We start from the raw sequence: 278 nt of genomic DNA on the forward strand, positions 1-278 counted from the left end.
GCGAGCCATGCCTCGACTTTTTCCGTTGCCGCCGAAGTCTGTTCGATGGATGAGCCATACGGCATCTGCACCTCCACAAGGACTTCCGGACGATCCGAGGTCGGGAAGAACTGCTTCTTCACGACACCCATTCCCATCACCGCAATCACGAACGACACGACGACAGCCCCCGCGACCATCCACTTGCGCTGGACTACACGTACCAGAAACTTCCGAAAGCGTTGGTAATTGGGGGTGTTATATATCGCTGCATGCCCGCCCTCGATTTTGGGAATGTC

Annotated in this window: 1 protein-coding gene; it reads right to left on the reverse strand. The window is 56.1% G+C overall.

The genetic code is table 11. From position 1 onward, the window contains the following. Positions 1 to 278 (reverse strand): efflux RND transporter permease subunit (locus EN874_RS33470; protein ID WP_135884762.1); only part of this gene is annotated, 278 nt, incomplete at both ends.

Source organism: Mesorhizobium sp. M1D.F.Ca.ET.231.01.1.1 (assembly GCF_003999155.2).
Taxonomy (GTDB): domain Bacteria; phylum Pseudomonadota; class Alphaproteobacteria; order Rhizobiales; family Rhizobiaceae; genus Mesorhizobium.